General features: G+C 34.4%; 16 protein-coding genes and 2 pseudogenes. 13 read left to right on the top strand and 5 right to left on the bottom strand.

Annotation, left to right across the window (positions count from 1 at the left end; all coding sequences use genetic code 11):
- Nucleotides 1–4: 4 nt before the first annotated feature.
- From CYAN10605_RS02990 to csx2, 12 genes are all read left to right on the top strand, one after another.
- Complete coding sequence (locus CYAN10605_RS02990; RefSeq protein ID WP_241212795.1) at nt 5–505, top strand: anti-sigma factor family protein; 501 nt, start codon at nt 5–7, stop codon at nt 503–505.
- A gap of 215 nt (nt 506–720) precedes the next feature.
- The gene (gcvT, locus tag CYAN10605_RS02985; RefSeq protein WP_015218460.1) at nt 721–1,824 is read left to right on the top strand and encodes a glycine cleavage system aminomethyltransferase GcvT; all 1,104 of its coding nucleotides are present in this window, start codon (nt 721–723) and stop codon (nt 1,822–1,824) included.
- A gap of 190 nt (nt 1,825–2,014) precedes the next feature.
- Entirely contained in the window at nt 2,015–3,103 is a 1,089-nt protein-coding gene (locus CYAN10605_RS02980) for a glycosyltransferase family 4 protein (RefSeq protein ID WP_015218459.1), read from the top strand.
- Between the two features lie 400 nt (nt 3,104–3,503).
- Nucleotides 3,504–5,705, top strand: a complete 2,202-nt coding sequence (locus CYAN10605_RS02975; RefSeq protein ID WP_015218458.1) for an amylo-alpha-1,6-glucosidase — start codon at nt 3,504–3,506, stop codon at nt 5,703–5,705.
- A 234-nt stretch (nt 5,706–5,939) separates the two neighbouring features.
- Complete coding sequence (locus CYAN10605_RS02970; protein WP_015218457.1) at nt 5,940–7,703, top strand: Cas10/Cmr2 second palm domain-containing protein; 1,764 nt, start codon at nt 5,940–5,942, stop codon at nt 7,701–7,703.
- A 73-nt stretch (nt 7,704–7,776) separates the two neighbouring features.
- The gene (locus CYAN10605_RS02965; RefSeq protein ID WP_015218456.1) at nt 7,777–10,083 is read left to right on the top strand and encodes an RAMP superfamily CRISPR-associated protein; all 2,307 of its coding nucleotides are present in this window, start codon (nt 7,777–7,779) and stop codon (nt 10,081–10,083) included.
- A gap of 272 nt (nt 10,084–10,355) precedes the next feature.
- A complete protein-coding gene (locus tag CYAN10605_RS02960) occupies nt 10,356–11,984 on the top strand; it encodes an RAMP superfamily CRISPR-associated protein (protein WP_015218455.1) in 1,629 nt (542 codons plus the stop codon).
- Nucleotides 11,984–12,556, top strand: a complete 573-nt coding sequence (gene csx19 / locus CYAN10605_RS02955; protein ID WP_015218454.1) for a type III-D CRISPR-associated protein Csx19 — start codon at nt 11,984–11,986, stop codon at nt 12,554–12,556. Before CYAN10605_RS02960 ends, csx19 begins: the two co-directional genes overlap by 1 nt.
- Nucleotides 12,557–12,756: 200 nt before the next feature.
- Nucleotides 12,757–15,039 carry a TIGR03986 family type III CRISPR-associated RAMP protein gene (locus CYAN10605_RS02950; protein WP_015218452.1) on the top strand — a complete coding sequence of 761 codons (2,283 nt, stop codon included), beginning with the start codon at nt 12,757–12,759 and terminating at the stop codon, nt 15,037–15,039.
- Between the two features lie 60 nt (nt 15,040–15,099).
- Nucleotides 15,100–15,663, top strand: coding sequence for a Uma2 family endonuclease (locus tag CYAN10605_RS02945; RefSeq protein WP_015218451.1), 564 nt, complete (start codon nt 15,100–15,102; stop codon nt 15,661–15,663).
- A gap of 17 nt (nt 15,664–15,680) precedes the next feature.
- A complete protein-coding gene (locus CYAN10605_RS02940) occupies nt 15,681–16,610 on the top strand; it encodes a putative CRISPR-associated protein (RefSeq protein WP_015218450.1) in 930 nt (309 codons plus the stop codon).
- A gap of 254 nt (nt 16,611–16,864) precedes the next feature.
- The gene (csx2, locus tag CYAN10605_RS02935; RefSeq protein WP_015218449.1) at nt 16,865–18,112 is read left to right on the top strand and encodes a TIGR02221 family CRISPR-associated protein; all 1,248 of its coding nucleotides are present in this window, start codon (nt 16,865–16,867) and stop codon (nt 18,110–18,112) included.
- Between the two features lie 291 nt (nt 18,113–18,403).
- On the opposite strand, the gene CYAN10605_RS02930 is transcribed toward csx2, so the two are convergent.
- Together CYAN10605_RS02930 and cax are read right to left on the bottom strand one after the other, a co-directional pair.
- Nucleotides 18,404–19,741 carry a Mur ligase family protein gene (locus CYAN10605_RS02930; protein WP_041922633.1) on the bottom strand — a complete coding sequence of 446 codons (1,338 nt, stop codon included), beginning with the start codon at nt 19,739–19,741 and terminating at the stop codon, nt 18,404–18,406.
- 120 nt (nt 19,742–19,861) lie between these two features.
- A complete protein-coding gene (cax, locus tag CYAN10605_RS02925) occupies nt 19,862–20,956 on the bottom strand; it encodes a calcium/proton exchanger (RefSeq protein WP_015218447.1) in 1,095 nt (364 codons plus the stop codon).
- A gap of 161 nt (nt 20,957–21,117) precedes the next feature.
- Between cax and CYAN10605_RS02920 the strand changes: the two genes are divergently transcribed.
- On the top strand, nt 21,118–21,981 hold the full coding sequence (locus CYAN10605_RS02920) for a shikimate dehydrogenase (protein WP_015218446.1): 864 nt from the start codon (nt 21,118–21,120) through the stop codon (nt 21,979–21,981).
- Here CYAN10605_RS02920 and CYAN10605_RS19080 read toward each other — a convergent pair.
- The 3 genes and pseudogenes from CYAN10605_RS19080 to CYAN10605_RS02910 all read right to left on the bottom strand — a co-directional run.
- A pseudogene (locus CYAN10605_RS19080) lies at nt 21,978–22,586 on the bottom strand (type ISP restriction/modification enzyme); the annotation flags it as partial. The gene CYAN10605_RS02920 and the pseudogene CYAN10605_RS19080 sit on opposite strands and share 4 nt — an antisense overlap.
- A 108-nt stretch (nt 22,587–22,694) precedes the next feature.
- Nucleotides 22,695–22,985 (bottom strand): annotated as a pseudogene (locus CYAN10605_RS19075) (endonuclease domain-containing protein); the annotation flags it as partial.
- Nucleotides 22,986–23,005: 20 nt separating this feature from the next.
- Nucleotides 23,006–25,657 carry a type ISP restriction/modification enzyme gene (locus CYAN10605_RS02910; RefSeq protein ID WP_083887242.1) on the bottom strand — a complete coding sequence of 884 codons (2,652 nt, stop codon included), beginning with the start codon at nt 25,655–25,657 and terminating at the stop codon, nt 23,006–23,008.
- Between the last annotated feature and the right edge of the window lie 148 nt (nt 25,658–25,805).

Raw genomic sequence — 25,805 nt, 5'->3', positions numbered from 1 at the left:
AAATATGATGACTAATCACTCTTATCCCCCCGACAAATGTACTTTCGAGCTTTTAAGTGCCTATTTAGATGGAGAAGTTACAGCTCAACAAAGAGAAGAAGTACAAGATTTATTAGCAAATGATCCTGAAATACAATCTCTATATCGTCGATTACTTTATTTGAGAGACGAGTTTCAAAATTTACCTACTCCCCAGCCTGAATATAGCCCTCAAGAATTATCATCTACCGTATTTGCCAAGGTTGATCAAGAAAATAGAAGATGTAAAACCTATGTTTGGGGTGGAGGTGCGATCGCAGCCGTGATTTTGGCTACTCTTGGAGGTATTCTCAATGGTAATAGGACTCTCTTACTACAAATGGCAAACAGAGACTCTCAACTCAATTCAGATGAAAACTTAGTCATTGCCTTAAATGAACCTGTTATAGCCCTTCCCGCCAACACAGAAGAGTCTTTGATGATACCTTTAGATCAATCTCTTATGGATATTATTGAGAATAAATAAGGTAGTTTGCGTCTAAGTCTGCTGGTTGAGGTAGGCAAGAGGCAATAGGCAAGCACTTTAGTTATTTTCAAGAACTAAGAAAAAGTGTAAGTTAAATGCACCTTCGCTTCTCATTGACACTGAAAAATACCTGAAACCCGAAACCTATTTCCAAACTCAAGTCAATGCTATACTGATTAATCGTTATCAAAATTATATATCCTTAACAATTACCTGTGACACAATCATCTAAACTTCTACGTACCCCTCTATATTCCTTATCCCATGAATGTAAGGCGAAATTTACCGATTTTGCGGGTTGGGAAATGGCTTTGCAATATAGTGGCTTAAAAAAAGAACATCAAGCTGTTAGGGAATCCGTAGGAATGTTTGATATTTCTCACATGGGGAAATTCTTTCTCGAAGGGAAACAATTACGGGAAAAATTCACCTATCTTGTGCCTACAGACTTAAAAAATTTAGAAGCAGGAAAGGCTCAATATACAGTCTTATTAAATCATCATGGAGGCATCATTGATGACATTATTTTTTACTATCAAGGTACAAACGAGCTAGAGATTGAATCTGCCATCTTAATTGTTAATGCCGCTACGAAAAATAAAGATTGGCAATGGTTAACGAAAAATCTCACCGCAAAAAATGTCACACTTACCGATAAATCCTCTGAATTAGCCTTAATTGCTTTACAGGGCAAAAATGGGTTTAAAATCCTCAACCATTTGATTAACGAAGATTTAAGTCAATTTCCTAGCTTTTCTCACTTGTATACCACCCTCTATGAAGAACCTGTTTTTATTGCTCGAACAGGATATACGGGAGAAGATGGTTTTGAGATTATGACAACTCCTAATGTAGCACAGAAATTGTGGTATTATTTCCTTGATAATGGTGTTATTCCTTGCGGTTTAGGGGCTAGGGATACTCTTCGTTTAGAGGCGGCTATGTGTCTTTATGGTCAAGATATGAATGAAGAAATTACCCCTATAGAAGCAGGTTTAGGATGGTTAATCAATTTGGATCATGACTTTATTGGCAAAGATGTTATTGCACAACAGAAACAAGAAGGGGTTAAGAAAAAGTTAGTTGCTTTAGTGATGGAAGGTAAATATATCGCCCGTCATGGTTATCCCATTTTGGTGAATGGAGAAGTAATAGGAGAAATTACCAGTGGAACTCTATCCCCTACCTTAGAAGATGCGATCGCGCTTGGTTATGTATCTTCCAATTACAGTAAAATAGGGCAAAAATTAGAAATTGAAATTAGGGGGAAACTTTATCCTGCGAAGATAGTAAAAAAACCTTTTTATAAAAGAAGTTAAAAAAATTCGGTTTTCACCCCCCCATATCATGTAAAACCGAACTGGGCAACTTAAAACGGGTTTATGTAATATTGGACTCAAATAACTATAATTTAATGGTCAATTAAATACGCTCCTGTAGCTGAGTAAATTTTTATTATAAAACAATACTTCTTACTTTACTTACCTTTAAAATCTAGGAGGTTGTTAAATGAAGATTGCTCAAGTTGCTCCCTTATGGGAATCAGTCCCCCCTAATCGTTATGGTGGCATTGAATTAGTAGTTGCTTTATTGACTGATGAATTAGTCCGTCGTGGTCATGATGTAACTCTTTTTGCTTCTGGTGACTCCCAAACTTTGGCTAAGTTAGAGTCTGTTTATCCTCGAGCTATTCGTACTGACAAACAAGTTAAAGACTATAACGCTTATTTAACCCTACAATTACAAAAAGTATATAGTCGTGCCAATGAATTTGATTTGATTCATAGTCATGTTGACTATCATGCCTTACCCTATGCTAACTTTGTCAAAACCCCCACAATTCACACTCTACACGGAGAATTTACACAGGAAAATAAACTATTATTTAGTCAATCAAAACATCAAAATTATGTAAGTATTTCTCAGTCTCAAAGAGAACCTTTGCCCGATCTTAACTATGTGGGAAATGTTTATAATGGCATTGATGTTAATAGCTATCAATTTTTCCCCCAACCTGATGATGAACCTTATTTAGCTTTCCTAGGGCGGGTTTCACCCCAAAAAGGACCTCATTTAGCCATCCAAATTGCCAAAAAAACAGGCTGGAAACTGAAAATGGCTTGCAAAGTTGATCCTGTAGATCAAGAATTTTTTGAGACCCAAGTATTACCCCATGTGGATGGTCAACAAATTCAATTACTAGGTGAAGTTGACAGTAAGGAGAAAAATAAATTAATTGGCGGTGCAAGAGCAACCCTATTTCCTATTACGTGGCGTGAACCCTTTGGCTTAGTGATGGCAGAATCCATGGCTAGTGGTACTCCTGTAATTGCTATGAGTCTGGGGTCAGCTCCAGAAGTAATTGCCGATGGAAAAACCGGCTTTTTATGTCACAACATTGAAGAAATGATCCTAGCGGTGGATAAAATATCTCAAGTCAATCGTTATGATTGCCGTAATCATGTACTGAAAAACTTTGGAGTATCTCGCATGGTTGATAGTTATGAAGAAGTTTACCGTCAAGTTTTAGCTCAACGTTTTAATAATATTAATGGACATTTAATTGATAGCCATATCGACTTAGCCACCGTTGCTTAACATTGTAACTGATGTTACGCAAAAAGATAATTAGTTGTTGTTTTGAGGTGTCAGGTATCAGGTGTTAGGTTTAAAGTAACCTCAGTTCGGTTTAAGAATATTGGATAAGGGTAGGTGTCAGGTTTCAGGTTGCAGGTTGCAGGTGTTGAGAGAAAGTAATAAATAACGAGTAATGAGTAACAAATAATGAGTGTTCGGGGTTTTTAATTCCTAATTCTTAATTTTTCCTTTGCCCTCCCCCCTCTCGAGGGGGGATAAAGGGGGGTTCGCCTCTTGACTCTTGCCTTTTGCCTTTTTTTCTCCATCATTCATAGATGAAAATTTATCCCGAACTCAGGTTAAAGTAACTTTTAATTCTTGCTCTTCTCTCCCTAAGTTCTGACATCCAAGCATATTACAAATGATACAGGTAGCGAAAAATCTATACGGTAAAACTTTTATTCCCATATCTCTATCCGAAGACTCAGAATTACCCTATGCGATTGATTTTCAAAGTCAACCGACTTTAGTTATTAAGGATAATGACTTGTTTTTGATTACAGATCAACTAGGTAACATCGTTGCAGGGGCTAAGAATCAAAAACGTACCGTTACAGGTTTGTTTTGCCATGATACGAGATTTTTGAGTCGCTCGGAGTTACAAATAGCTGGTCAATCTCCCGTATTGCTGAGTAGTTGTGCGGAGTCGGGCTATCAAATTACGGTTAATTGTACCAATCCCGCCATCGATAATTTATTGAAGCGGGAAACCATCGGTATTGAGCGTAAAATCGTTTTGCGAGGTGGTTTATTTGAAGAAATTACTCTACGCAACTATACGATTCATCCTGTGGAAATACCTATAACTCTGAGTTTCCAAGCAGATTTTAAGGATTTATTTGAAGTTAAAAGCGATCGCATCCGCTCTCAACGGGGACAAAGTTTGCAAGCCCTAAATCAATCGGATAATAGTCTAAACTTTGCCTATGAAGGATTAGATCATTCCTTAATGGAATCTTTAATCACATTTAATCATCTTAAACCTACAAAAATTCAAGGAAATACAGTTATCTGGAATATAACTCTCCAAAGTCAGGCTAGTTGCCGTATTGGTTATGCTTTACAAACTAAGATTAATAATAAGGCTAATTCTAGTATTCTTTTCCCGAAATCATTGACAGAAGGAGTTAAAATTGCCCAAAGGGAAAAAGATAGTTGGTATCAAAATACAACCAAGATTCGTACTGATTCTGAGGCGGTTAATCAAGTCATTACTCAGGCGGAAAATGATATTTATTTATTGTTACAGTCTTTTGGTCAAGGTAAGATTTTAGTGGCAGGAATACCTTGGTTTTCTACTCTATTTGGGCGAGATTCTTTAATTGCCGCCCGACAAACTTTGATATTTGATAGCCAAATTACCCGCAATACCCTATTGACTTTAGCGGAATATCAAGGAAAAAATCATAGTGATTGGCATGATGAGTCTCCGGGTAAAATTTTGCACGAATTGCGTTTAGGAGAGTTAGCCCGTTGTCAGGAAATTCCCCATACTCCTTATTATGGCACGGTGGATGCTACCCCTTTATGGTTAATCCTATATGCGGACTACTATGACTGGAGTGGCGATCGCGCTTTCGCCGAAAAATTATGGTCAAATGTTCTTCGGGCTATGGATTGGATAGATCATCAACGGCAAAAAACAGGGTATATTTATTATTTACGTCAGGCAGAAGGGGGACTTCGTAATCAGGGTTGGAAAGATTCGGGGGATTGTATCGTCAATAGTAAAGGAGAATTAGTAGAAGGTGCGATCGCACTTTGTGAAGTACAAGGATATGTTTATTATGCCAAAGTAAAACTAAGTCATATAGCGAAGATATTAGGAGAAGAAAAATTAGCCCAAAAATGGCAAAAAGAAGCAGAAGAGCTAAAAGAGCGGTTTAATCGTGATTTTTGGTTAGAATCAGAACAATACTATGCCCTTGCCTTAGATGAAAATGGTAAACCCATTGATAGTATTACCTCCAACCCGGGCCATTGTCTTTCTTTAGGTATTTACCCCCCAGAAAAAGCTAATTTAGTGGCTCAACGTTTGATGGCAGAAGACTTATACAGTGGTTGGGGTATTCGTACCTTAAGCAGTTTTTCCCCCGCTTATAATCCCATGGGTTATCACTTAGGTTCAGTATGGCATCATGATACAGCTATCAGTGCATTAGGTTTACGTCATATTGGCAAAATAGACGATGCAATGACTATCGCTCAAAGTTTAATTGAAATGACCATTTCTCAAGCAAATCATCGACCTCCCGAATTATTTTGCGGTTTTGAACGAAAATCCTCCCAAAATCCCGTTAAATATCCTGTAGCTTGTTTTCCTCAAGCATGGGCAACAGGAACAATTTTTCAGTTACTACAAATGATGATTAATTTACTTCCCGATATGAAAAATAATCGTTTACTGATCAAAAATCCCCGTTTACCAGACTTTATTAACCGTTTATCCCTAGAAAATTTGAGAATAGGAAATAATCTGATTGATTTAGTTTTAGAAAAAATAGACCAACAAACCATTTGTCGAATTACCAAACAAGAGGGAGACTTAAACATTCAACTATAATTCAGTGTGAGATTTGTGGTTACACTAGATGAAGGGCAATTAGTTTTGGGGTGAATAGATTTCAAAAGGCAAGGGGTAAGAGCAAATTTTAAGAAATATTACACTTGTCTTCTATGTAAAGGACTTATCAATTAATATCCTAGTAGTATTGTTATTCTTTCAATAGATTCAACTTCTTAAGAAAGCATAAACTTCGCCTCCTTTACATTTTTATGGGTCGACTAGAGAAAAATAATGTTTTTAGTCCTAATAGAAACATCAGGTAATCAGAATTTCATTTTTGCCACTAATAAATTAAAAGAAAATATTGGGGCGTCAGAATTAACTTATCGAGTCGGTACACAATGGTTATTAGAAATAATAGGTGATATTGTCAAAAATCCTAACCTCAAATTATGGCAGGATAGTGATTTATTAAGACAAAATCTTTTGAATTCTAATCATAATCCCCCCATTGAAGATGACAAGCAATCAATAGAAATTATTATTGCGGTATCGGGAAAGGCTTTATTAATTACAAAAGATAAGGAAATAGCCCAAGATATTATTACTCAACTTACCACAAAATGTTTAAAAGAAGCTCCTGGGATTAACGTGACAGGAGTTTATGTAGAGTTTGATTGGAATAAACCGATTCAAGATGCTGTTAAACAAGTTTACCGTAAAATTGAGATTGCTCAATCTAATCTTTTTTCTTCTGAATTTCGTTTCTTAAAACTACCCATTTTATCTCATTGTGATACTAGCGGTTTACCCGCTTCTCAGATAGAAATTAATCCAGAAAACGATAAAATTCCTATATCTCAGGTGAGTTTTACTAAAAGAAATAGTGCTAATGATTCTCTAAAAAGAATGGATAAATTAGTCCAAAAAAGTAATTTTAAATTCCCTGAAAACACTAATGATTTAGAAAAGAATTTTGAAGAAAAATTAAACTGGTTAGGAATTGTTCACGCAGATGGGAACGGTTTGGGGCAAATATTTTTTAAATTTGAACAGTTTATTGATAATGATTTAAAAAGTTTTTCTGAAAAAAATCGAGACTACATTAATAAATTAAGGAAGTTTTCTTTAGCTTTAGATTTATGTACCCAAAATGCTTTTAAAGAAGCAATTAAGGTATTTAAAGATAACGGAAAAATAAGCATCAATGAAAACAAAACGAATGAAATATTACCAATTATTCCTTTAGTGTTGGGAGGGGATGATTTAACAGTTGTTTGTGATGGGAAAAAAGCCTTAGAATTTACGGAAAAATTTTTGTTAACTTTTGAGGAAGAAACTGCAAGAAATGATTTAGAAGATGTGGGTAATATCATTAATGAAGTCAGTCGAAAAGCACTAAAATCTGATGGTTTATCTTCTTGTGCAGGGGTTGCGATTGTTAAACCTCATTTTCCTTTTTCTGTGGGTTATGATTTAGCTGAATCTTTGTTAAAATCTGCGAAAACTGTTAAAAATAATGTACAAAATAATGATAATAAAACCGTCTCTTGTTCGGCTTTAGATTTTCATATTGTCTATGATTCTAGTGGGGTTGATTTAGAGTTAATTAGAGGGCGTTTGGAGTTAAAAGAAAATGAAAACATTCACACAAAGTTATATAAACGTCCTTTTGTTGTTACTCCTTCCAATAAATTAAAAGAGGCAACAGAATTTAGTCAAAAATGGGCGAAATTTTACGACTGGAATGAATTTAAAAATAAGGTGAAATTATTCACTAAAAATAAGCGAAATTCTCAGAATGAAAATGATGAAAAAAAATATCTGCCTCCTAATCAATCCAATAAATTAAGGAGTGCTTTATTTAGGGGAAAAGAATCAGGGGATGCTCAGTTTCAGTTGATTTATAAGCGCTATGAAAATATTACTATAGAATTAGCAGAAAGTGATAAATCTTTATTTCAAATAACCCCTATTAATTCTAAAGAAAATAACAAAAAGACTGTTTATACTACCAGTTTTTTAGATGCTTTAGATGCTACTGATTTTCTCTAATAATTAAATAATTAATCATCAAAATAAAAGGCTAAAGCCTTTACTACAAACTTATGAAAAAAAAGGAGAGTCTATGCTTTTTACGATGAGAGTAACTATGCTGAGTGATTGGCATATTGGTTTGGGGCAGTCGAAAGGTGATGTTGATGCTATCGTGCAAAGGGATAGAGATGGTTTACCTTATATTCCTGGGAAAACTTTGACGGGTATTTTACGGGATAGTTGCGAGTTGGCGGCTTTAGGTTTGGATAATGGCAACGAAAAAGGCGTTTGGAGTCAATGGGTTGATTTTCTCTTTGGCACTCAACCTGCATTAGAAGAAGGAGCGATCGAATCTTCCCCTCAACCTGCTATAATCTCTTTACGCTCCGCTCATTTTCCTGATAGTCTTAAAAATGCCCTTAGTGTCAATACAAAAGTTAAAGATGCGATCGCATTTATTAAACCGGGTATAAGCATAGACAACGACACAGGATGTGCCAAAACAGACTTTTTAAGATTCGAGGAGATGATAAGAAAAGGGGCAATTTTAGACGCAAAAGACTGTCAAATTAACTATCCTGCGGATATAAGTGACGATGACAAAAAGAGAGTCGAAGCATTATTATTAGCAGGAGCAAAATTAACGGAGAGAATCGGCGGGAAAAGACGTAGAGGTGCAGGAAAATGTAAAATTGAGTTTCTAAAAGTAAAAAATGATAATTATTTAGACTATTTAAGTCAAACTCCTTCTTCTCCTCCAGTTTATCAAGAAATAAATCCCCCCGTTACTTTTCAATATCCAGAGATAAAAGAGTCAGACTGGTATATTTTACCGTTGGAAATTACCGCTAAATCCCCTCTTATTATCAATAGTCGCACTGTCGGTAACGTGGTGGAAACCCTCGACTATATCCCCGGTAAATATATTTTAAGAAACTTGCATCGTAAACTAGGGCAATGGTTAAACATTTCTCAAGCTATTAGTGAGGAGAGTTTAGTGATTACTAATGCCACCGTCAGCAGTAAGAATCAACCCAGTCGCCCTGTGCCTTTTTGTCTTTTTGCAGATAAACTCAAAGGAGGCTTAGATAAAGGAAATGTCTATAATCGTTTAGTTGAAGATAATCCCAAAGATTTACAATTAAAAGGAATTAGAGGCGGTTATGTGGGAGAAGTTACCCATAATCATTTACCTATTTACCGTAAAGTCGCCATTAACGTTTATACTCACAATACCATCGAAGATGAACTTCAACGCCCTAGTAGTGATGTGGGAGGGGTTTATAGTTATTCCGCTATTGCCCCGAAAACCACATTTAGAGCGGAAATTCGTTTAAAATCAGATTTATTCAACCATCTTAGCAACCAGAAAAAAGAATGGTGGAAAAATTTAGAAGGTAGTTATTCCATTGGGCAATCTAAAAAAGATGATTATGGCACGATAAAAGTAACAATAGCTCAACAACCGCAACTTCATCAAGGAAAAATTCAACTCGACAATAACAACCTCAGTGTATGGTTATTATCCGACTTGCTGTTAAGAGATAAAAGACTCAATCCCACTGCCGACTTAAATATTCTCAAAGAAACCCTAGAAAAAACATTAGGAGTCACGCTAGAAGAAAAACAAAAAATTATCCGTCAAAGACGCACAGAATCATGGCAAGTGCGTTGGGGTTTATCCCGCCCATCTTTAGTGGGCATTCAAGCAGGAAGTTGTATCGTTTATGAAGTGACAGAGGGAGAATTAGACATCAATCAACTATCTCAAATCCAAATGTCTGGCATCGGAGAAAGAAGAGTTGAAGGTTATGGGCAAATGTGCTTTAATGATCCTTTATTAACGATGGAATTATCTAAACTAACACCATCAGTCACCGAAGTTGACACTAGCAATGATAATGTTAATGTCAATCTTATTAAAAATAATGATTCGAGTTTTGAATACGCCCGAATTATAGAAAGAGAAGCATGGCGAGAAGCAATCCAACAACAAGCCTTAGATTTAGCTTCCGATAGACAGACAAGAAAACAATATCTAGGTTTAGAGATTCAAGGAGAGGAAAGTAAACCTCCCATGACTCAGCTAGGTGCTTTACGCTCAGTTGTTAGTAAACTACAATCACAAAATGACAAACAGCAAGTGACTAATTGGATTAAAGCCTTAGAATCTGTGCCTAATCGTAAAGAAAAATGGGTAGGAGATAGCTTAAAGCTGATTCGTAGTTTAATCAATGATGAGAGAAAAATCTGGGAATATCTCCATTTACCCAAGGATTTAAACATCACTCATAATGCCGAAACCGAGTTAAAAATGCAACTTTGGGCGGAAGCGATACGCACCTTCATTGATGCGATGATTCGGGCGCATAAACGAGACTGGGAAAAAACCCAATAAGCTAGTTTGCATCTAAGTTTACTGGTGAGGGTAGGGAAAGCCTCCTATTTCCCCCCTTTTACGACAGGGCTGTTTGATTTTCGAGAAAGAAAAAAGAGCGGGAGATAGGGGGAGAGGGAAGAGGGAAAAGTTAAGAGGTAAAGTCATTTAGGCAAGGGGTTAAACCCTTTGTTAGGAAAAAATGTAAGTTAAATGCATTCTTAACTTATCGGTTTGTAGTCAAGGCTTTAGCCTTATTTCCGACTAATTAATTACTAGCACACATTAAAAATATGGCAAGAAAAATTCGTTCTCGATATAAAATTACAGGTAATCTTACCACTATTAGCCCTATTCATATCGGCGGAGTTGGTGGTAATGCAGATACAGATATGGCTTTAGCTGTCAACGGTGAAGGAAAATTTTACCTTCCCGCCACCAGTTTAGCTGGTGCATTACGCGCTTATATGGCCACTCTTAATTCTAAGATAACTAATAAAATTTGGGGTTTTCAAGAGAAAGAAGGAGATAATGGCCATGCTAGTTTTGTCATTGTGGAAGATGCGGTTATCAATTCTGCCATTGTGGAAATCCGTGACGGTGTCGCCATTGATAGATATTCTGGCACTGCGGCCGAAGGTATGAAGTTCGATCGCGCCATTTTACCCAAAGGTGTTAAAATTCCCATAAGCCTTATCTTGGAAAGAGACGCAAAATTAAGTGATAGTGAATGGCAAGAATGTCAAAATGCCTTCGCCCAACTTATCACTGCTTTAGAAGAAGGGGAAATCTATCTCGGTGGTGCAAAAAGTCGAGGTTTAGGGAGAGTTAAATTATATGACACGAGAATCATTGAAGAAGATTTACTCTCCCCTGCTGGAATTTTAAATATCCTGAAAAATCAGGAAAAAACCGTTAATTGGGGCAAGGTTTATGCTTCAGGTCAAAATTGTCAAAATAAGCTCGATATAACCATTAAATGGAGTCCTATAGGGTCTGTGATGGTTAAATCAGAGGGGGATGGTATGGCAGTGGATATATTACCCCTTGTCAGTGGAGTAAGTGGTGGCTTAACCTTTGTTATCCCTGGAAGTAGCTTGAAAGGAGTATGGCGTAGCCAAGCAGAAAGAATTATTCGCACTGTCTGTAATCACTCTCTTAATTATGAGGATAAAGACAAATTCGATCAACAAGTGAAATTAGAGTTAATTAAAACCCTTTTTGGAGCACCAGCAGAGTTAGACGAGAATCAAAACCAGTTAGGTTATTTAAGTTGTCTGGCAGTAGATGACTGTTTTGCAAAAAAACCCATGACTTCAAATAGCTCAGTAAGTATTACTGATGCTACACAAAAATCAGAAAATAATGGAAAAGATGAATATTTAATGACATCCCATCAATGGGCAAGTATTACTGAGGCTACCAGTGACAGCAGTTTGCGTAATTGTTTGAATAATATGGGTTTAAAGGATACTCAACTAGGATACCACGTTGGGATTGATCGTTGGACTGGTAGTGGGGCAGAAGGCTTTTTATATACCACCCTTGAACCTTTTGGGGTGAATTGGGAAAACATTGAAATTAGCTTAAATTTACACCGTTTAAAACAGTATGAAAAATTAGAAAATGAAAGGTTAAAGAAAGAAAACTTACCACCAAAAAATTCATATTTACCAACTTTGGCGTTATTTTTGTTAGTTTTAAGAGACTTTATGGAGTCCAAAATTCCCATTGGTTTTGGAGTTAATCGAGGTATGGGTGCGATTCAAGTGGAGAAGGTAGAAATTAATGGTAAGGGTATCGATAATGATGATTTAAAAGCTCTTTCTCAAGCGACTTTAACAAGTTTTTATGACTTAGATAATAATTTATTAACTAATCTTAATTCTCACTGGAAATCATGGTTAAATGGAGGTAAATAATGACTACTTTTTTACACGCTCAATCATCAGTGAATATCACTTTATCTGAAGCAATTAATCAATGTCTTAATCAATTAGAAGATGCGATCGCACTCTTGTATTCTCCTAACTCTTGTCAAGTTTTAAAGTTAGAAAAAGACGGCAATTTATCTAATAGTAAAGGGGAGATTATCAATACAAATTATCAAGATAACTATATCTTTGAAGCCCGTATTTTTAACCAAAACTATGAGTTAAGATGGTTAAATGAGGATGAAGGAAAAGGTACAGCAGTTATCATCTCTGAAAATGATTTTGATAATTGTTTAGCAAAAAAACTAGATTCTATAGAAGTAATAGATACCATTAAGCAACAATATTTACTCTGGGGAGAAAAAGCGAAAACTACATTAAATGAGGGTTGGCAAAGACTATCTGCCTCCCGAATTGGTAGCCTAGATATTCCTCTTTCTCAATCCTTATCACAGGAAAAAAGAGTTTATTTGAACACCCGTGAATATCTCAAAGTTATGGATAATTTTGGCAATGTTCGGGTCATTGAAGAACGTTTAATTAATTTAGAGGTTAAATAAAATGACTTCACAAAAAAAAGTTTTAAACGATTTACAAAAGCTAACTGATGAAACTGAATACTTACTTCAATCTGAAGCGAATAAAAATAGACTTTTATAGGCTATTAAAAATGTTGAAAATAGACAGCATTTAATTGAAATTAATTTAAACAAAATTGAAAAACAGTTACAAATAAATAGTTAACAAAAGGTTGAAAATTATGGAAGGAAAATTTAAGATTCAAAAGGGAAATTTAACGATTGTTTATATTGATAAAGACAAAGACAATAAAGAAAAAAAAATAAGCCCTCCTAATGATGAGTTATCCGCATCAATTTTAGAAATCAAAAAAACTTCTGTCAAAAGTCTAAAAGATATGGAGATAGAATTTGATTTAGTGGATGGAAAAGCTCAAAAAATAAGAGAAAAAGGAAAATCTTGGGAAATTTCAGCTCAAGCGGAAGCTAAACAGTCAAAACCTGCAACCGTCTTAACATCTTCCATTGAAGTGACAGGAGACTTTCACAACCCTTATAACTTTATCCCTACTCCCCCTCGTAAAAATGATAACTCAGAACTGTTTGATCGAGCCCCCGTTGGTCATGGAAAATATCATCAAGACTATTGGAGTGGCAATATAACCGTAAAATTAAAAACAAAAACCCCTCTATTAATTCCTGATGCAGGTAACGCCACTGAAGATAATAATGGACATAAAACCTATCCTCTCAGAATAGGAGCAGATGGTAAACCCTTGTTACCCATTACTTCCGTTAAAGGAGCATTGCGTTTAGCCTACGAAATAGTGACAAACTCCCGTTATTCCATCTTTGAGAAACACGAAGACAGATTAGCCTATCGTACTCCTGCAAGAATTACGGTTGTACCTGCAAGAGTGGAAAGTAAAGACGGGAAACTCTTTTTAAGAATCATGGATGATACGGGTTTAGTGGGAGAAACCGCCAGACTCAAACGTTATGAAAAAAATAGTAAAAATAAAGATAAAGGGGAAAGCCATGTTGCCACTAAATATAAGAGTAAAAATCGATTACCTATACATGGTGATGCCGTCTGGGTAAAATTAAGCAGAGGTAAAGTAGAAGAAATTATACCTCGTGATCAAAATCCCAGTAATACTTCTTGGAAAAAAGGATGGGTATGTGTAACAGGTGCGAATATTAACGGTAAAATGAATGAAAGGGTGTTTATTGAACAAAACAATAATGATTTAATACCCGTTACTCCTGAAATTAAATCTTTATGGGAAGAGTTAATCAGAAATTATCAACAAACCCACGTTAAAGATTTAGAAAAACGTAAGTCAAAAAATCAATCTCCTACCGCCTATTTAGGTGGTAAACCGGGAGAAACGGGATGGTCAAAACACATTTGGGATGAAAAAGAGTTACAATTTCAAGAAGGCACTTTATGCTATGTCGAATTGAATAACCGAGGAAAAATAACTGCTATTCAACCTGTTACGATTTCTCGCCGTTTGTATAAATATCCCCCTGATGATTTACTCGATGATAGCTTGAAACCAGCTCAAAAAATGGAACAATTATCTCCCGTTGACAGGGTATTTGGTTGGGTAAATCAAAACGGCAAAGGTTCATACAAAGGTAATCTGCGTATTAATGCCTTAACTTGCATCACTGATAATTGTATTGAAAATTTCGGCAATAAAGGCTTACCATTAAATATATTAGGACAACCCCAACCATCCCAAGCAAGATTTTATCAGGCACAAGATAAAAAAGGCACTCCTTTAGATAACGGTAGTGAGAAAGGAAAAGGTTACAGTAACTCCAATCAAGGTTTAAGAGGAAGAAAAGTATATCCCCATCAAAATTTACCTGCAAATCACTGGGATAATGCTAATCAAGATCGCACCCAACAAGATAATAATGGACATTATCAAGAATATTATAGACCGGGAAGTGAAAGAGATGATCAGAATCGATCGATTCTTGGATGGGTAAAACCTAATACCGAATTTACCTTTAACATTGATATAACTAACCTTTCTACCGTAGAATTGGGTGCATTGCTACTCATCTTAGACTTACCCAAAAATCATTATCATCGCCTTGGAGGAGGTAAACCCTTCGGCTTTGGTAGTGTGAAATTAACTATCGATTGGGATAAAACCGACTTGAGAAAGGGAGAAGACTGGAAAGAATACTATAGTAGCCTTCTCAAAGTTGATAAACCCGATGCCACTGTTGCCAAAGCATCTATTGGGGAATTTAAACAAGCGGTAGAGACATCCTATAACGGAAAATTTGAGGAAGTATCCTTTATCAAAGCCTTATTAGTTGCCACTCAAGGTTATAGCGATAAATTACCTATTCATTATCCCCGTTTAGACATACAACCCAACCCCAACGGAGAAGCCTTTAAATGGTTTGTGGAAAATGAACGCACAGGCAATAGTGGAGGTTTAAAAGTTGCTTTACCTATGTTAGCAAATGATGGTGGTTTACCCAGAAATCCTAGTTAAAATTAATTACAAAAAGTACCCCTTATTAAGGGGGATTTAGGGGGATCAAAAATTAAAATTATGTTTACTCAAGCAGAAAAAAGAATCAGTTTAAAGGATTTTTTACAATTACCAGAAACAAAACCAATTAAAGAGTTTATTAATGGTTATGTTTATGAAAAACCAATGCCTAAAGGAAAACATAGCACCATTCAAACTTTTTTAACTACTGCCATTAATCAACAGGGTTTTATTAATAAAAAATGTTGTGCTTTTACCGAACTCCGTTGTAATTTTGATGAACGCTCGATCGTACCTGATATAAGTATAATTAATTGGGAGAAAATACCTAAAGATGAACAGGGAGAAATTGCCAATATTATCGAAATTGCCCCTGATTGGATTATTGAAATTTTATCTCCTCAACAAAGTTCAATTCGGGTAATTGATAACATTTTATTTGCCCTTAATCATGGTAGTCAAATAGGTTGGTTAATTGATCCTCAAGAAAGAATTATCATGACTTTTTTACCTAATCAACAACCTCAAATAAAACAAAATCAAGATTTATTACCCGTGCTATCTTCTCTTTCTCATTGGCAAATTTGTCCTCAAGAAATTTTTAACTATTTAACTTTTATTTAATTATTAATTTTGATTTTATGGAAACTATAATCATGACTGTAGGCACATCTTTAAGAACTAATAAAGATGACACATTACCACCAGAAAAAAAACGTCCTTGGCATAACAAACCAAAATCTCTTGATCAATCATTAATTGATAATATTGAAAGTGCGATCGCATGGATGAAAGCTACAGATTTAGAATTAATTAGTGCAGAAACTAAAACATTTTACCATCTAAATTTACGAGAAAAAGATGAGATAATTTTGCTATACTCTGCCACTAAATCAGGAGAAGAATGTGCAAAAATTTTAAAATTATTTTTCACAGAATTAGGTCAAGAAGATGTCACCATTAAACAAATACCAGAGGTTAATTATGAGATAGATGTTAATGGTAGTATTTTAGAAAAAATGGCTAATTTATTAGCAGAATTAATCAAAAATGCTAAAGGAAATGTAACCCTTGCGGCAACAGGTGGTTTTAAAGCACAATCAATGATTATGGCATTGTCTGGAAATATTTATCAAGTGCCTGTTTGTTATATTCATGAACAGTATAAGAGCTTAATTTATCTCCCTTTTTTATCGTCTGATGGTAAAGTTAGTTATGGTAATTACAAAGCAGAATTACCTCATTCTACAAGGGATAGAAAAGATATTTTTAATCTTCAAGAAGGGACAGAACATCACCGCCCCAAAACATGGAAAAAAGCTCAAAAAATTCTCTCAGAAATACCTTGGATAGAGAAAATTTATTTTGATAAAAAAGCCTTTTCCGCTCCTATCAATAATTTTAAATTGTCTAATTATAAAACAAAAGATAATTGTTATATTTTTTGGCTTTATTTATACGAAGGTGAAAAACATAAAATTGGTGTATCTATTGAAACTACAGGCTATAATGAAAAGCATTTAGAAGAAGCCATGCGAGAGTTGAGAGAACGTTTAGGACATTTATTCTAAGGAGATATTAGCAGTTATGACGATCGCATCTTTAAAAATGCAACAAAAATTAGATTATTTATTATTTAGCCGTTGCTTCTCGCAGTTATTTAAGCAATCCAAAACAGCCCACAATTTTTGTGTATAATCTTGATGAAAATAATAATTATCAGGTTAAATCCTATCAAGATAATACCCCTATTATTTCAGCTATTTTTCCTGAATTAAAATTAACCACTCAACAAATTTTCTCTATTTAAAACCAATTTTTAATTATGATTTTACTAAGTTTTATCGGTACTGGTGATTATAAATTAACCTCCTATACATGGCAAAATCAACAATATGAAACTGAATATGTAATAGAAGCGATCGCACATTTTTTCAATGCCCAAGAAATAAAAGTTTTTACCACCAAAGAAGCAATAAAAATTCACGGAAATCATCTAAGAGATAAAATAGATAATAAATTTGATTTATCTTATATTGATATACCATCAGGAACAGATGAAGATGATATATGGAAATTATTTGATAAAGTAGTGGAATCAGTACCAGAAAATAGCGAAATTATATTTGACATTACCCATGCTTTTCGCTCTATTCCTGTGATTGTTTTATTAGCTTCAGCTTTCTTAGAAAAAGCAAGAAATGTAAAAATAAAAGGGGTTTATTATGGACAATATGACCCAAAAAACAATCGAGCATCTATATTTGACTTAACTCCAGCTATTAAATTATTAGATTGGTTAACTGCTACCGACACATTTATTAATACTGGTTCATCTCAAAAATTAGGGCAATTATTAGCAGATATTCAGATTGATTTTTTCAGATCAGGTAAAGCCAAAACCGAAGAAATTAAGCCTAATAAGTTAAGAAATTTAGGGTCAACTATAAGTACAATATCAGAAAATATTGAGTTTATTAGACCAGTTGAATTATTAACTTCAGCCCATCATTTAACAAAATATTCTGGAGAAGAAATTAGAGAAGAAGTTGGTATTTTTGCCAAGCCTTTTGAATTAATTATTGATAAAATTGAACAAGATTACGCTCAATTTGCCCTTGAAAATCAAGATAAAGCAGATCCTAAACTTATTATTAAAAAACACTATTTATTAATTAAATGGTATGTGGAAAAAGGTTTAGGTACTCAAGCAATTTTATTAGCAAGAGAATGGCTTGTCACAACTTTAGCAATTTTAGAAAATGATAATTATTTAGATAAAGAAGCCCGTAAAAATATAGAAAATCAGTTAAATGCTATGAGTGGAAATAATCCTGAAAGAATAAAATTTTATGAGCAGGAAATAACTAAACACATTGAAGATGTAAAACAATTAGATGATACTTGGTCACAATTAGGAAGAAATAGAAATAATATCGCCCATTGTCAAATGAATAGTGAGCAATTCTCTAGTAAAGTTTTACAAAGATATACTCAAGAATTACCTCAAATTCTGGCGAATTTATTCCCTCAACTTAATCTAACCTCAGTTTGGTTTAAGAATACCCGATAAGGTTAGGTGTCAGGTGTCAGGTTGCAGGTTGCAGGTTGCAGGTGGTAGGGGTTTTTAGCAAGGGGCTTAAGCCCCTTGTTTAAGTCAGTTTGCATTAAGGCAATTTTATCGTTATTTCTAAGAAGCTATAAGGTTTTCTGACTACGAGTTGGGATGCTTTCAGCTTATCCAAAACTCCGGTTAATCTAATTACTGATTGTTAATTCTGGGGTTGCTTAATTATGAAATAAAACATCATCGCTTAATTCACCAACGCCTTAATTCTTAATTCCTAATTCCTCGTTTTTCCATCTAAAGAATTTCTCGCCCTAATAATATTTTTCTGACTTCTAACATGGCTGAATAGGTGGGAATAATATACAAAGTTTCACCCACTGCTGTTAATTCAAGGGCTTTATTAATAGCTTGGGATAATTTCTCTTCTATGATTAAATTCAAATTAGAGTTAAGAGTATCCAGACTATACTTTAATCTTAATGCCATATCATAGAGGCGATCGCCACTCACTACAATATTTCCTCCACCCGCAACTAACTTTTCTGTATCTACATCCCAAATCCATGAAACATCTGTACCATCAGGAGTGCGATCGTTTAAAACCATTAAAATAGTGCTTTGAGGATTAATTTCTCTGATGTCATTTACTGCCCTAATGGTTTCATTCATCCCCACAGGATTTTTAGAGAGTAAGATGCGAATATTTTTGTCTTGAATTGTTAATTCTTCTGCCCTTCCGAATGCGGCTTTAAAGTTGTGAATAGTATCGTTAATTATGTCTCTTTCAATGCCAATGGTTTCAGCAGTTAAACCAGCCGCTAAAGTATTATATTTATTGTAAACTCCGATTAAAATTTGTGGCCATTCTTTGCTATTTACTGACAATTTACTCTTAGTAAAATCACAACTAGGACAATCATAATCCCCTAAATGAGAAATATAAACTCCTTTATATTGAAGGGATGTGCCACATTTAGGACAGTAAATAGAATCAACAGCGTGGGGAATTTCATCTAAATATAATTCAGGTTCATTTAAGCCAAAATAACATACTTTTTGTGGTAAATTTTGCCCTAAATAACACAGGGTAGGATCATCCCCATTAATAATAATATAAGTATCTTTATTTAAAGGAGTAATTGCATTTTGCCAACGGTAACTAATGGTATCAACTTCTCCATATCTATCTAACTGATCTCGGAATAAATTAAGAGCTAAAATATGACTAGGTTGGCATTCTTTTAATACTAGGGGTAAAACATTTTCATCTACTTCTAAAATGCCATAATCTGCGGACAAAATTCCCCATAAGTTACTATTGGTGACTAAACAAGTAATTAAACCATTAATTAAATTTGCCCCTGTAGAATTATGGATAACTTTATAGCCCTTGTGGACTAAAATATCTTTAAGCAGTAGGGAAGTGGTTGTTTTTCCGTTAGTGCCGACAACCAAAATTAATCCTCCTCGAAACTGTTGAGATAAAAGTTGTAGTAAACGAGGATAGAGACGGCGGGATATTTCCCCGGGTAAAACACTAGCCGCCCCTAATTTAAAAGTCTTTACTAATCCTGTAACTATTTTGGCAGTAGCTACCGCTAAACCTAATCGTAAACGCTCTACAATGTTCATCCCTATAATTAAATGAGTTAGTTTGTGGGCAATAACAAATTGTGCCACACATTAACCCTTGTTTCCATTTTTAAGTTAATCTGAGTACTGAATGAAAATGGTAATTAAAAATTTTTTAGCTTAGGCTAATCCTTCGATTACTGGGTGAAAATAGAAAGCTAGTCCGATTACCACATAGGTAGCCAATAATAATATACCTTCTAACCAATTAGAGTTACCATCGGAGCTAATAGAATTCGCAATTAATACTGATACTGCCACTGCTACCAATTCAAAGGGATTAAAGTTTAAATCCATCGGTTGCCCAATAAACCAACCAATAATCACTAAAACTGGAGCAACAAATAAAGCAATTTGTAAACTTGAACCTACAGCCACAGAAACAGATAAATCCATTTTATTTTTAATCGCAACGGTTACAGCCGTAGCGTGTTCCGCCGCATTGCCAATAATGGGTAAAAATATCACCCCTGTAAATAGTGCAGGTAAACCTAAATCGGCGGTAGCTTCTTCTAAAGAATCCACTAATAACTCAGATTCGATCGCAACTCCGATTGTAACAACAAGTAATATGGAGATCCAAAATAGGATATTAGGTTGATGGGGAGATTCTGATTCTTCCTCCGTTTCATTTTCTGCCATGCCAACATCATAAAGATAGGAATGGGTTTTCATGGAGAAAAGGAGAGTCAACAGATAAACACTAATCAAAACTACCGCCACCGCCACAGAAAGGGTTTGCATAGTAGTGGTAGGAATGCCTTTTGAAGTGTATTGCACCGCAGTGGGCAGTAAAATAGCGATAACAGCTAAATTCATGGCAGAGGCATTTAAACGGGCAGTAGCCGGTTGGAAATTTTGCTCTTTGAAACGTAAACCCCCCAAAAACATGGCAAATCCCATAACTAATAGTAAATTACCAATTATCGAACCTGTCAAAGTTGCTTTTACTACTTGCACAAAACCACTTTTTAAAGCGATAAAAGCTAAAATTAATTCTGTAGCGTTACCAAAAGTAGCATTAAGTAATCCCCCTAAATTAGGCCCCACGACAACCGCAATATTTTCCGTAGCTTCCCCCATAAATGCCGCTAATGGTACAATAGCTAGGGCGGCACTAAGAAAAATGACAACCTCTCCCCAATGTAAAAAATGACCAGCGATGGATATGGGAATAAAGATAAGTAAAATACCGAAAATTAAATTTTTATTCATCTTCTCAAAGTTTTTTGATTCTTGGTTTTGATTATACTTCGTAAGAGAATAAAAGACACAGACAAAGATAATTAGTAATTAATAATTAATTAAAGTCTGAAACCGAACACCTTTTTTAAGCAATAATTGATCATTCTGAAACTAAGAGAGTCGTTATTTTTATGCAAATTACAGGCAAAACAAAATTATTAGGAATTATTGGTAATCCTATTGAACATTCTATGTCTCCAGTATTTCAAAATAGTGCGATCGCATCTTTAAATTTAGATTATATTTATGTTCCTTTTGCCGTAGAAAAAGAAAATTTACAGGAATTATTTAACACTTTTAAAGCAGTAAAAATAAGAGGATTTAATGTAACTATTCCTCATAAAGAAAATGTCTTACCTTTTTTAGATTATATTACTGAAACAGCGAAAATAATTGGTGCGGTTAACACCGTTTGGTTAACAGAAAATAATCAATGGCACGGCACAAATACGGATATTGACGGGTTTATCTCTCCTTTAAAGTCATTGGATAAAAATTGGGCAAATATTACCCCTTTGGTTTTAGGTAATGGTGGCGCTAGTCGGGCGGTAATTGTCGGTTGCAGTGAGTTAGGATGCAGGGAAATCAAAATTGTTGGGCGTAATTTAGATAAATTAAAGCAATTTAAAGCTAGTTTCGCTAATACAACTCTTAAAGCCGAAATTTCAATTTATACTTGGGATGAGCTTACCGATTTAATTCCCCATAGTCAACTTATTGTTAACACCACTCCCATGGGAATGTATCCCCATATTTCTCAATCTCCCCTAACTTCCTCTCAAGCACAGTTGATTTGTGAAGATGCGATCGCATATGATTTAATTTATAACCCTCGTCCGACTCTTTTCTTACAACAAGCAGAAAAACAAGGAGCAAAAATTATTGATGGTAGTGAAATGTTAGTACAACAAGGGGCAGTTGCCTTTGAAATTTGGACTCATCACCCCGCCCCCGTTGCCGTCATGAGGGAAAGTTTATTGCAGATTCTCAATTAATTAGACTTCAATTCCCTTGAATTGTTCATCTGATTAATAATATTCATTGTCTCAACACTAACAGTTGTCACCCTCATTAATAAATCAATTACTTGCTCTTTATAGTCAGCAAAACGATAATTATTAAACTTTTCTGCTATGGTTTTATCCCTTGGTTTTTTCTCCTTATATTGATCTAAAATCCATTCTAAAGCACTGCGATTTCCTAACTTATATTCCCATGCTAACGGTGGTATTTGTTCTAAAATAGTCACCTCATCAATAATAATTTTATGGTTAACTTTATCCGCTTTTAACTTAACCTTAGGCACATTTCCCCCCTTATGAAGGGGGGTTAGGGGGGATCTTTCCTCATCATTATTAACAGAAATTAACGGGGATTGAGATTTAAGGGGTATATCAATTCTTTTTAAATTATAAGGCTCTATTTCCTCATAATTAAGATGTAAATTCATCAATTTTTTACCCCAATTTGCCCATTGCCAAAAATCGTCATAAAAAGGTATTCTGGGAAATTCTCTTTTTAAATTTAACTCATACTTTTCTCTATATTCTGGATTATGTAAAACCCCATAAACATAATGAAAAATATCCTCTTTGGTAATATTATTTACCCTCACCCCCAACCCCTCTCCTGTGGTAGAGGGGAGTAAGTTTTCTGCAATTATGTCTAAGGCTTCTTCTAGGTTATTGATTATTATTTCATTTTTGATTCTTAAGACTTTTAATCCCTGACTTTTTAACCACTCATCTCTGTTTTTATCGTTACTTTCTTGATTTTTCTCATCGTGAATTTTCCCATCAATTTCAATAACTAATTTTGCACCATGACAATAAAAATCGACAATAAATGAAGCAATATTATGTTGACGACGGAATTCAAAACCAAAAAATCTATTTCCTCGTAAACATTCCCATAAAATTTTCTCTGTGGAAGTTTGTTTTTTTCTTAACTCTCTAGCCTTTTCCAATAATTCTCGTAGTATTTGACGTTTCGCCCCCATTATTTCTGACACATTTATATTTACTCCCTCTTCTCCCCCCTCGCCTTTGGGAGAGGGGGGTTGGGGGGTGAGGGTTGGTAATATTCTCTAAATTTCTCCAATGCCCAATCAGTTATATTCTCTATTCTCTCTCCTTCTTCATATCTATATAATGGCAAACATTGAGTTTTTTCTAATGTATCACCACCAATTAATAAATCAGATGCTAAACATTGAAAATTTTTATTAAATCCTACACCAGAAATTGCAATTAAAATATTCTTTTGTTTTAAGTCTTCCCCAAAAAATTGATAATGATTTGAGGTTAATCTATGATTAAATAGTTTTTCTATATAATGATTTAATTTGAAAAAAGGACGATAAAGACTTGTAATAATCAGCTTTTTATCAAATTTTATTTTGAGTTTTCTTTGAAAATAATTCTCTAATGATGAACTCCATTTAATGGTAAAATCTATTGAGTTACTATCAATACTTTGACAATAAATATCTGTAAAAAATTTCATTTTATTAGCCAGATTTTTGTAACTATAGTCATATACCCATTCATCTCTTGAAGTTTGTACCCCTATAGAGAATAATTGAAAAATTGCCTCCTCACAAATCTTGTTTTCTAACTCTCCCGTTTCCTCATTTTTAACTGCTTTAGTTTTTCCAGCTTTTACATCCTTATTAATTAAAGGAATTAAATCATCAAAATCATTATCCGTTTGATTAATCCAATTATGTTTTTTATCAGGTTTAATCGTTTCAAACTCAATATTTTCTAAAGCATTTTTACTAATAAAATCTAGTTTTTCTTTATTAGTTTCAAATTCTGGGCGACGACTATAATAAATTTTACATGGTGATTTGACTTCTTTTTTTGACTTAATTAAGAAACTAATAGTTACTCCTGTTTGAATACCAAAAATATTATGAGTTGTGCCTGATAACTTCGGATTTGCCCTAATATTTCCTCCTAAATCAATAATATAAATATAGTCAAATTCATTTTCTAAACACTTTCTAAAACCATCAAAAGCTCTTGCATCAATCAAGGAAGAATTAGTAATAAAAGCAATAATTCCCTCATCATTTAACCTATCCGTTGCCCAACGAATAAAACGGGTGTACATATCATAAACAACGATTTGATTTTGGGCTGTGCCTTCTTTGATATAACTATCTTTTATTCTTTTGTCGATAGTTTCATACTTACGATTGGCATTATTATCATTAAAATTTTCTTGTTTTGCATTATAAGGAGGATTACCAATAATAACTGAGATTTTTTTCTTATTTTGCCTTTTAATTCTGTCTGTATTTTCCTCATTCATCGAGAATAAATCCATCTGTTTTTCTCCCGTATCGGTAGGATTTAAAGTATCCACTAAACAGATATTATTAAACTCTAAATATTCTCCTGTTTTTTGTTGATAAGTATATTCAATATTGAGATTTGCTATGTAATAGGGCAAAATCGACATCTCATTGCAGTGAATCTCTTTTTGATATTTATATTCAATATCTCTTGTTAATAAATAATCTAATATTTCTGTTATAAATGTGCCAGTGCCAGTACAAGGATCTAATATTTCTACTCCTTTATCCCCTAATGTCTTATGAAAGTGTTTTTCTAATAAATAATCGGTACTTTGTACCATGAATTTAACTATCTCATTAGGAGTATAAACTATGCCTAATCTGTCTGCTTCTTTCGGGTTATAGGCTTTATAGAAATTTTCGTAAACTACTTTCAAAAACTTTTGTTTTTCTTGATGATTAACGATACTAGAAGCAGTGCGAATGATAGCATTATAATAACTTTGAATGGTTTTAAAAGTGTTCTTTTTTACGCTACCTGTAAAAAATGTTTTGATAACTTCATTTAATTGTCGAGCGATGTTATTTTCTTGGTGAAATTGGGCATCACTAAAAATATTTGTAAATATATCCTCTGTCAAAATATGCTGAATAATCATCTCTCTTACATCGTCAATGGTGATGTCTGGATTGATGGATTCTTGACAGATTTTTAAAAATTTATCTCTCGCATTGATGAAGTTTTGATTTACCCTCACCCCTAACCCCCCTCCCACTGGGAGAGGGGAATTAGAATTAGAGGGAGTGGATATTACTTCCCTCTCGACTTTAGGAAAAGGTGATTGACTATCGATCAGTTTTCTGAGAGTATCAATTATGATGGGTAAGTCTTGACTAAAATTACTGATAGCCTGTCGAAAGTCTTTAACCTCTGCCCTTTCATAGTCTAAAAATTGGTTAAGTAAAGTATCTAATGCGTCATCATCCTCCATATTAATGCGGAGGGATTCGTTGCCATTTTGAATTAAAACGGCGGTTTGGCTATCTTCAAAGAGAATATTATCGTTAGGATAACCTTTATTAAATTTTGCTTCAATTTCAGCATCTAAAGAGTCTTTTTCGTCTTTTGCCTCCCAATATCCCCAATCGAGACGCAAGGCATCTTTAACAATACCATCAAGACGAATCGGCTTGTTAAAACGACTGTTAATGCTTAACTCCTCCACCAATAAAAAATCCTTCGGCTTACAATAACCGTTGAGAAGGGTTGCAAAAGCGTAGCGAATGGAACTTTCATTACGGCTACCACCGTATCTTTTTCGGCTTTCTAAGTCTCGGCGATATTGATGGATCAGAGTTTTTGACATAATTGATATACTATTGACATGGTTGATAATTTTTGCGGTAAGATTTTACAGGTAAGATGCCTGTTTTATGGGATTTATAAAGAATTAATCTTGTTTTTATCGTCTTTTAATTTTGTTTATTAATAATTATTATAAATATATTTCTTTC

The sequence above is a fragment of the Cyanobacterium aponinum PCC 10605 genome (assembly GCF_000317675.1).
Lineage (GTDB): Bacteria > Cyanobacteriota > Cyanobacteriia > Cyanobacteriales > Cyanobacteriaceae > PCC-10605.
This window is presented reverse-complemented; position numbering and strand designations above follow the sequence as displayed.